Raw genomic sequence first — 9417 nt, 5'->3', positions numbered from 1 at the left:
GATCAGCCTCAAGCCATAGACAGTCTAGTTGATGGCTTAAACGATGATAAAAAGCATCAGATATTACTAGGCGTAACGGGATCAGGTAAAACATTTACCATGGCAAATGTAATAGAGAGAGTTCAAAAACCAACCATAGTAATAGCTCACAATAAGACATTGGCAGCCCAATTGACATCGGAATTTAAAGAATTTTTTCCAGATAGTTCAGTTGAGTATTTTGTAAGTTATTATGATTACTATCAACCAGAAGCATATGTACCTTCTTCAGATACATTTATAGAAAAAGATGCATCTATAAATGACGAGATAGATAAATTAAGGCACTCGGCGACTATGTCTCTTTTTGAGAGAAAAGATGTAATAATAGTAGCTAGTGTATCTTGCATATATGGACTTGGAGATCCTTCAGATTATGAAGACTTGGTAGTATCACTCAGACCGGGCATGATAAAGGATAGAGATGATATAATTAGAAAACTGATAGATATCCAGTACGTTAGAAATGATATAAATTTCATTCGAGGAACATTTAGAGTCAGAGGGGATGTTCTAGAGGTATTCCCGTCATCTTCATCAGAATATGCTGTGAGAGTAGAGTTTTTTGGAGATGAAATAGATAGAATAACCGAAATTAATACGATTACAGGAGAGATTTTGAGTGAAAGAAATCATATCTCTATTTATCCAGCATCTCACTTTGCTACTTCAGATGACAAAATAAAGAGAGCTATACAAAATATAGAACAAGAACTAGACGAGAGACTTAAAGAATTGCGTGATGAAGAGAAATTAGTAGAAGCACAAAGGTTAGAGCAGAGAACGAGATATGACATAGAGATGTTAAGCGAGATGGGTTTTTGCAGTGGGATAGAGAACTATTCAAGGCATATAAGTGGTAGAGCAGAAGGCAGTAGACCATATACATTGCTGGACTACTTTCCAGATGATTATCTTATGATTATAGATGAAGCGCACGTTACTATTCCACAGATAAGAGCTATGTATGCAGGCGATAGATCTAGAAAGCAGACATTAGTAGACTATGGATTTAGATTACCATCGGCTATGGACAACAGACCTCTACAATTTCAAGAATTTGAAAAACTTATAAATCAAATAGTATATGTAAGTGCAACTCCAGGACCGTATGAACTAGGACTTACAGAAAACACTGTAGAACAAATTATCAGACCAACGGGACTTCTAGATCCGATAATAGAAGTAAGAGAAACAGAAGGGCAAATTGATGATTTGATAAAAGAAATCAATAAGCGAACGGCCAAAAACGAAAGAGTATTGGTGACAACACTTACGAAAAAGATGTCAGAGGATTTGACTCAATATCTTGAAGATATGGGTATCAAAGTAAGATACATGCATTCGGATATAGCTACTATTGAGAGAATGGAAATAATAAGAGATTTGCGACTTGGTAAATTTGATGTACTTATAGGAATAAACCTATTGAGAGAGGGACTAGACTTGCCAGAAGTTTCATTGGTAACGATACTCGATGCAGACAAAGAAGGTTTCTTGCGATCGGAGACGTCGATGATTCAGACAATAGGTAGAGCAGCTAGAAACTCAGAGGGTAAAGTAATAATGTATGCAGATAGAATAACGAAATCCATGGAAAAAGCAATAATGGAGACGATGAGACGTAGAAAATTACAAGAAGAGTTCAACGAGTTACATGGAATAACGCCTACTACTATAAAGAAATCCGTTAGAGATGTGATAGAAGCATCTAAGATAGCTGAAGATGGAGAAAAATATGGTAGCGACAAGATTCAAAAATATACAGAAGATGAAAAGAAACATTTAATAAAGAAATTAGAGGGCGAAATGTTCTTAGCTGCGGAATCATTGCAATTTGAAAGAGCGGCAGAACTTAGAGATAGAATAAAAGAACTGAAAGGTGAAGTGTAGTATGGAAAAAAATCAGATCATAGTTAAAGGTGCTAGGGAGCACAATTTGAAAAATGTAGACATAACACTGCCGAGAAATGAATTGATAGTATTCACAGGTCTTAGTGGTTCAGGTAAATCTTCACTTGCATTTGACACAATATATGCAGAGGGACAGAGAAGATATGTAGAGAGTTTATCATCATATGCTAGACAATTCTTGGGACAGATGGAGAAACCAAATGTCGAGTATATAGAAGGTCTTTCACCTGCTATATCAATAGATCAAAAAACTACTAGCAAGAATCCTAGATCTACAGTTGGTACAGTTACTGAAATATATGATTATTATAGACTATTGTTTGCAAGAATTGGAAAGCCTCATTGCCCAAAATGTGGAAAACCAATAGAATCGCAATCAATAGATCAAATGGTAGATCAAGTTATGAGCTATGAGGAGAGGGCGAAAATACAAATACTATCTCCTGTGGTTCGAGGGAAAAAGGGGCAGCATAAAAAATTATTAGAAGAGATAAAAAAAGAAGGTTATGTGAGAGTTAGAATAGACGGTGAAGTTTATGATTTAGCAGAAGCTCCGGAACTTGAGAAAAACAAAAAACATAATATAGAGGTAGTAATAGATAGAATCATAGTAAAACCAGATATAGAAGGTAGACTTACCGACTCACTAGAGACAGCATTGAAACTAGGTGAAGGACTTGTAATAATAGATGAAATAGGCAAAGGCGAGCTACTTATGAGCCAAAAATTTGCCTGCATAGATTGTGGAATAGCGATAGATGAAATTTCTACACGTATGTTTTCATTTAATAGCCCTTTTGGAATGTGCCCTGTGTGTAATGGATTGGGAGTTCACAAGAGAATCGATCCTCAGCTAGTACTGCCTAATATGAACTTGTCATTGCAAGAAGGTGCCGTAGATCCATTTAGCACAGCTAATAAAGAAACTTACTATTATAGAATGTTTAAAACATTGGCGGCTGATCATGGTGTAGCAGTAGATCAGCCACTTAGTGAAGCTCCAGAGAAATTTATAGAAGAATTATTGTATGGGACAGGAGATCGAGAACTTGAATTCGTATTCGAAAGCCACTATAGCGGAACTAGAACATTCAACGAACCGTTTGAAGGTGTTATAAAAAATTTAGAGAGAAGATACTCAGAGACGAATTCAGATTATATGAGAGGTAAAATAGAAGAATACATGAGCGATATACCTTGCGAATCTTGTAAGGGCAAGAGACTTAGAAAAGAGAGTCTAAGTGTGTTTATAGATGATATAAATATAATCGAGCTCACTGAAAAATCCATATCTGAGAGTCTTAACTTCTTTGACAACTTGAATTTGACAGAGCGCGAAAGTTTTATAGCAGAGCAAATATTAAAAGAAATTTATTCAAGATTGGGATTTTTGAGAGATGTAGGACTTACATACCTCACTCTAGATAGAGCATCTGGAACACTTTCAGGTGGAGAATCACAGAGAATCAGACTAGCAACACAAATAGGTTCAGCATTAGTTGGGGTATTGTATGTACTTGATGAGCCGAGTATAGGACTTCATCAAAGAGATAATGACAGATTGCTAAAAACCCTTAGACATTTGACGGATCTAGGTAATACATTAATCGTTGTAGAACACGATGAAGATACTATAAGACAGGCGGATCATATCGTAGATATTGGACCAGGAGCTGGAATTCACGGCGGAGAAGTAGTCGCACAGGGGACACTTGATGAAATAAAACAAAACAAAGCGTCTATAACAGGAAAATATTTATCTGGAGAAAAATATATAGAAATACCAAAAGAGAGAAAAGCTTTTGGCGAAAAAAATATAGAGATAAAAAAAGCAAGTGAAAATAATTTACAGAACATAAATGTCAAATTTCCACTTGGACTTTGGACATGTGTTACTGGTGTATCAGGTTCTGGAAAGAGCAGTTTGGTGAATGAAGTTCTTTACAAGGGCATGATAAAAAAGATGAGAGCTACTAAGGTTAAACCTGGAAAGCACGAAGAGATAATAGGCATAGAACATATAGATAAAGTAATAGATATAGACCAGTCTCCGATTGGAAGAACTCCTCGATCCAATCCAGCCACGTATACAGGCGTATTTGATCACATAAGAGATTTGTTCGCCATGACACCAGAAGCCAAGGCTAGAGGTTACAAAAAAGGTAGATTTAGTTTTAATGTAAAGGGTGGTAGATGCGAATCGTGTAGAGGCGATGGAATCATCAAGATAGAGATGCACTTTTTGCCAGATGTATATGTTCCTTGCGAAGTATGTAAAGGTCATAGATACAATAGAGAAACGCTTCAAGTAAAATACAAAGGTAAGAGCATAGCGGATGTATTGGAGATGAATGTAGAAGAAGCATTAGAATTTTTTGATAAGATACCGAAAATCAAAAGAAAACTACAGACATTGTTTGATGTAGGACTTGGATATATCAAATTAGGACAGCCATCTACTCAATTATCTGGTGGAGAAGCTCAGAGAATAAAACTCGCTACGGAACTTAGCAAGAGAAGTACAGGAAAGACTGTATATATACTAGATGAACCAACTACAGGTCTTCATATGGAAGATGTGTCAAAACTCATAAAAATATTAGAGCGATTGGTTGAAGGTGGAAACACAGTAATAGTTATAGAACACAACTTAGATGTAATAAAAAGAGCTGATCACATAATAGATTTAGGACCAGAAGGCGGAAGTGGCGGCGGAATGATAATCGCCGAGGGAACTCCAGAAGAGATAGCAAAGAACAAAAAATCATATACAGGGCAGTACCTGAAAAAAATGGGAGTATAGATTTAAATATAAAAATATGCCTTAGTTCAACATTTCATTCACAATGAAGTATTGGACTAAGGCATTGCTTTTAGATTAACAACCTAGAAAAACAGAATAAACTTTAATTGCCTGATATTTCCGTGAGTATCTTACGAGCTTTGTCAGGGTAATTTGTTATCAAACCATCTACATTTAGTGAAATCAATTTTTGCATTGAAGGTTCGTCGTTTACAGTCCACGCATTTATTGCTATGCCTTTTGATTTGCATTCAGTAATCATTTCAGGCAATACTCCTAAAAACATAGGGTGAATTGCATTTGCATGTGCAGCTGTACAATAGTTCCAAGGCTCGTATAGACCAGCCATGTACAAAAGCCCAGTTTTTATATTTGGATCTAATGATTTACACTTAGCTAAACCATAGTGATTGAATGAAGAAAGAATGACCCTTTGTTCCAAATTGTAATTATGAATCATAGATACTAATTTTTCCTCTAGATTTTCATACAATATGGGAGCATTTTTAAGTTCAATATTTAATTCGAGATTGAGAGGAGATATCCACTCAAACACTTCTTCTAATGTCGGAATTTTACAATTTTTGTATCCAGAATTAAATTTAGCACTAGCGTCTAGAGACTTTAATTCGTCTAGAGTAAGATCTTTTATGAAACCAGAACCATCAGTAGTTCTATCTACAGTATCATCGTGGCAGACTACTAATTCTCCTGATTTACAAACATGAACATCTAATTCGATACAGTCAGCTTGCTGCTCATATGCTAGTTTGAAAGCCTCTAATGTATTTTCAGGTGCATAGCCTGAAGCTCCTCTATGAGCCATTATCTTTGTTGGACACATGCTAAACATCTCCTTAAAATATAAATTTACTTAAATTTTTTTATCTTTAATTTATTTTTTGACAAAATACCTTGTATTTGTTTTGCGCTGTCACCACTAGTTAACACATGGATAGCACCTAAATCATAAGGTCTGTATATATCCACTTGGTTTGGAAGCGGAAAATATTCCTTAAATTCACTATACTCATGGAATCCTGAATCATTGTGAAAAACAGAGCCGTATATTCTAGGGACTGGCAATCTCAAATCTATGCCATTTATCAATATACCCTCGTTTGTGAAATAAATTTTCATTGAATTTTGAGAAAGACGAATAAAAAGCTCTAAAATCACCATAGTGAAAACAAACATAACAATCATAGAAAGACTAATGTATTTGATAGAGCGGTTCATCATTGATGGCAAAAAATATATCAAAATCGGAAATAAATATAGCCAAGATTTTTCTCGAAATGTAAAAGTACTTAGATTAGCAGTTGCGTAGACCGTTTTACCAGCTAATGACCTTTTTAAAGTGTTGTGTCTCAAAAATGAGTAGCACCATATAAAGAAAAAGAAAGTAAAACTATATATAGCCCAAACAGTTATTGGATTTAGTACTGGATTTATAAACCTAAAAATATTTGATATAAGCATCAAAAACGTTAAACTTATAAAAAAAGCAGATGAAAATAAAATAATTTTTTTAGAACTTTTCATAAAAACCTCCTGAAATTAATACATACTATTCGACATAGTACTATGAGTAATATATAATAAAAAGTGTTGGAGTTTTAGCCATATTGAGCACTCCTTTATTAATTATAGTCGAAATTTAGTAGATTATCCAGTTTATCAGGACGGAAATCTTTGAAATTGGAGTGAGTTAGATGGGACAATTTGATATAAGTGAAGAATTGAAGAAACTTCCTCAAAAACCTGGCGTGTATATCATGAAAGATAATCATGGGCAGGTTATTTATGTTGGGAAAGCCATTTCATTAAAAAATAGAGTTAGGCAATATTTTCAAGCATCTAATCAAAAAAGCAATTCAAAAGTAAAAGCACTGGCTGAACGAATAGATGAATTCGAATATATTATAACAGACAATGAAGTAGAAGCCTTGATATTAGAAGCAAATCTAATAAAAAAGCATCAACCGACTTATAATATATTGCTAAAAGACGATAAGCAATACCCCTATATAAAGATATCTGTAAAAGAAAAATATCCGAGGGTGTTTAAAACTCGAGAGATAAAAAAAGATGGTGCAAAGTACTATGGACCATATCCTAGTGGTAAGGCAGTAAACGATATTTTGGAAATGATTAGAAAGACATATCCTCTAAGAACTTGTAAACTTAGATTAAATGGAGAAAAAGTTTTGGAGAGACCGTGTCTAAACTACCATATCGGAAGATGCCTAGGCCCTTGTCAGGGGAATATAGATGTCGAAGATTACAGAAAAATAGTTGACGATATCAGAATGTTCTTGGAAGGGAAAGAAGATGGAATCATCAAAAAGCTTATGCAGTCCATGAAAGAAGCATCAATGAAATTAGATTTTGAAAAAGCTGCCGAATATAGAGATCAGATAAAGGCGATAGAAACACTAAAAGAAGAACAGAAAGCAACTCAGCTTGCAGGGAAAGACCAAGATGTCATAGGTCTAGCAAAGGGTCAAACTGATGCATGTGTTCAGATATTTTTTGTGAGACAAGGAAAGATAGTAGGGAGAGAACACTTTATGTTCACTGAGGTAGAAAGTGAGGATAGAAGTTCTATAATGTCTGCATTTATAAAACAATTTTATGCAGGAGAAGCTTACATTCCATTGGAGATTTATTCAGAAGAGCCTATGGACGATCAAGACACAATAGAAGAGTGGCTTAGAACGAAAAAAGAAAGAAAAGTAAAATTGAAAGTGCCTCAAAAGGGTATAAAAAATAATCTGATAAAACTAGTGCACTTAAATGCACTTGAAACTCTAAATAAACATTTAGATAGACATAAAAAACAAGCTGCATTAGCTAAAAATGGAATAAAATCCTTAGCTGATATTTTAAAAATTGATGAAGTAGATCTAAAAAGGATAGAAGCCTATGATATATCAAATACACAAGGCACAAATTCAGTAGGAGCGCTAGTGGTATTTGAAAATGGCACGAAAAAGCAAAGTGATTATAGAAGATTTAAGATTCGAACAGTAGAAGGCTCTGATGATTATGGGAGTATGCAAGAGGTATTGTACAGAAGATTTAGAAACTATATAGAAAAAAACGATAAATTCTCAGCACTACCAGATTTGATAATGATGGATGGTGGTAAAGGGCAGATTAATATTGCAGAAGGAATCATATCACAGCTTGGTCTCGATATAAAAATCTGTGGGCTTGTAAAGGATAATAAACATAGAACTAGAGGAATCATCTACAAAAATGAAGAAATAACGATAGATAAGCACAGTGAGGCATTCAAACTCATAACTAGAATACAAGATGAAGTGCATAGATTTGCAATAAGCTACCACAGGAGTTTGAGAGATAAAAATATGGTCAAATCTGAGCTTGATAATATAGAAGGAATAGGACCAAAGAGAAAGAAAGCTCTATTTAAAGAGTTTAAGACACTTAGCAACATGAAAAAACAATCAATAGAATCACTTAGTGAAGTGGATGGAATGAACAAAAAATCAGCAGAAGCTGTTTATAGATATTTTAGAAAGTAGGTGCATTATGAAATCATTGACGATTAAGCAATTGGTAAAAGATCTTAAATTAGAGGTAGTATACCAACCAGAGAATCAGACATCAAAGATAACATTGACAGACATAAATAGACCAGGGTTACAACTAGGAGGATATTACGATTTTTTCGTGCCAGCTAGAATACAGATTATAGGAAACGCGGAGTGGCACTATTTGAGAACTCTACCAAATGAAGAAAAAGAACGAAGACTTGCAAAGTTTTTTAAATACCCTATTCCTGTTTTGATAGTAACTAGAGATTTGGAAGTCTCGGATATAGCTATAAAACATGCGAGAGAAAATGGAAGAACAATACTTAGAACTAGTAGGGCAACTACGAAGTTTTTGAGTAAATTATCGGATTATCTAAATGAATGCCTAGCGCCAAGTACTACATTACATGGTGTACTTGTAGATATTTTTGGTATAGGAACTCTAATAATGGGTAAAAGTGGTGTGGGAAAAAGTGAGACTGCATTAGATTTGATAGAAAGGGGGCATAGATTAGTTGCTGATGATGCAGTAGAAATTAGAAGAGTTGACAACAATGTGCTCCGCGGAACTGCTCCAGAAATTATCAGGCACTATATGGAACTTAGAGGAATTGGAATAATAGATATCAAAAGATTATATGGTATGGGTGCTATAAGCAATACAAAAGAAATAGAACTCATAGTAGAACTCGAAGAGTGGGATTCTAGAAAGGCGTATGATCGATTGGGATTAGATGAGGAATATATGGAAGTGCTGGGAGTAAAAGTAACTAGGCTCACTATTCCTGTTAGACCGGGTAGAGATTTAGCTATGATCATTGAAGTTGCAGCTAAAAACTACAGACAGAAGAGAATGGGATACAATGCAGCTAAGGTTTTAAACGAAAAATTGATGATGAAAACCATGCAAAAAAGTGACGATTAACAAATACTAAAAAGGGGAATAAAACTCGTAAATGTTCGTGTTTTGTTTCTAAATTTGATTGTAGAATTATTGACAATTTCAACTAAAATTTTAAGTCATCTAAAAAAGTAGCAAAGAGTTGACTTTGTATACAAAGTTGAATATACTTGATACTGTAGGTTACACTCTAA

Annotated in this window: 6 protein-coding genes; 4 read left to right on the top strand and 2 right to left on the bottom strand. The window is 34.5% G+C overall.

The window, feature by feature from the left end:
• Both uvrB and uvrA read left to right on the top strand, forming a co-directional pair.
• The coding region (uvrB, locus tag N4A40_14115) for an excinuclease ABC subunit UvrB (GenBank protein ID MCT4662988.1) at positions 1-1932 on the top strand (1932 nt) is incomplete at its 5' end.
• 1 nt (position 1933) lies between these two features.
• Complete coding sequence (gene uvrA / locus N4A40_14110; protein MCT4662987.1) at positions 1934-4756, top strand: excinuclease ABC subunit UvrA; 2823 nt, start codon at positions 1934-1936, stop codon at positions 4754-4756.
• A 103-nt stretch (positions 4757-4859) separates the two neighbouring features.
• Here uvrA and N4A40_14105 read toward each other — a convergent pair whose 3' ends face one another.
• Both N4A40_14105 and N4A40_14100 read right to left on the bottom strand, forming a co-directional pair.
• Positions 4860-5600 carry a glycerophosphodiester phosphodiesterase gene (locus tag N4A40_14105; protein MCT4662986.1) on the bottom strand — a complete coding sequence of 247 codons (741 nt, stop codon included), beginning with the start codon at positions 5598-5600 and terminating at the stop codon, positions 4860-4862.
• Positions 5601-5626: 26 nt separating this feature from the next.
• Positions 5627-6301 (bottom strand): hypothetical protein, encoded by a 675-nt coding sequence (locus N4A40_14100; protein ID MCT4662985.1) that lies wholly within the window; start codon positions 6299-6301, stop codon positions 5627-5629.
• Between the two features lie 170 nt (positions 6302-6471).
• On the opposite strand from N4A40_14100, the gene uvrC reads away from it, so the two are divergent.
• On the top strand, positions 6472-8310 hold the full coding sequence (uvrC, locus tag N4A40_14095; GenBank protein MCT4662984.1) for an excinuclease ABC subunit UvrC: 1839 nt from the start codon (positions 6472-6474) through the stop codon (positions 8308-8310).
• 7 nt (positions 8311-8317) lie between these two features.
• Entirely contained in the window at positions 8318-9247 is a 930-nt protein-coding gene (hprK, locus tag N4A40_14090) for an HPr(Ser) kinase/phosphatase (GenBank protein MCT4662983.1), read from the top strand.
• The last annotated feature ends 170 nt before the right edge of the window (positions 9248-9417 follow it).

The sequence above is a fragment of the Tissierellales bacterium genome (assembly GCA_025210965.1).
GTDB lineage: Bacteria > Bacillota > Clostridia > Tissierellales > JAOAQY01 > JAOAQY01.
The sequence above is the reverse complement of the archived record's forward strand: the minus strand, read 5'-3'. Positions and strand labels throughout refer to the sequence as shown.

Bases quoted from the DNA above. Each gene is read 5' to 3' on its own strand.
- uvrA (MCT4662987.1), top strand. From the start codon at position 1,934: ATGGAAAAAAATCAGATCATAGTTAAAGGTGCTAGGGAGCACAATTTG.
- N4A40_14105 (MCT4662986.1), bottom strand. From the start codon at position 5,600: ATGTGTCCAACAAAGATAATGGCTCATAGAGGAGCTTCAGGCTATGCA.
- N4A40_14100 (MCT4662985.1), bottom strand. From the start codon at position 6,301: ATGAAAAGTTCTAAAAAAATTATTTTATTTTCATCTGCTTTTTTTATA.
- uvrC (MCT4662984.1), top strand. From the start codon at position 6,472: ATGGGACAATTTGATATAAGTGAAGAATTGAAGAAACTTCCTCAAAAA.
- hprK (MCT4662983.1), top strand. From the start codon at position 8,318: ATGAAATCATTGACGATTAAGCAATTGGTAAAAGATCTTAAATTAGAG.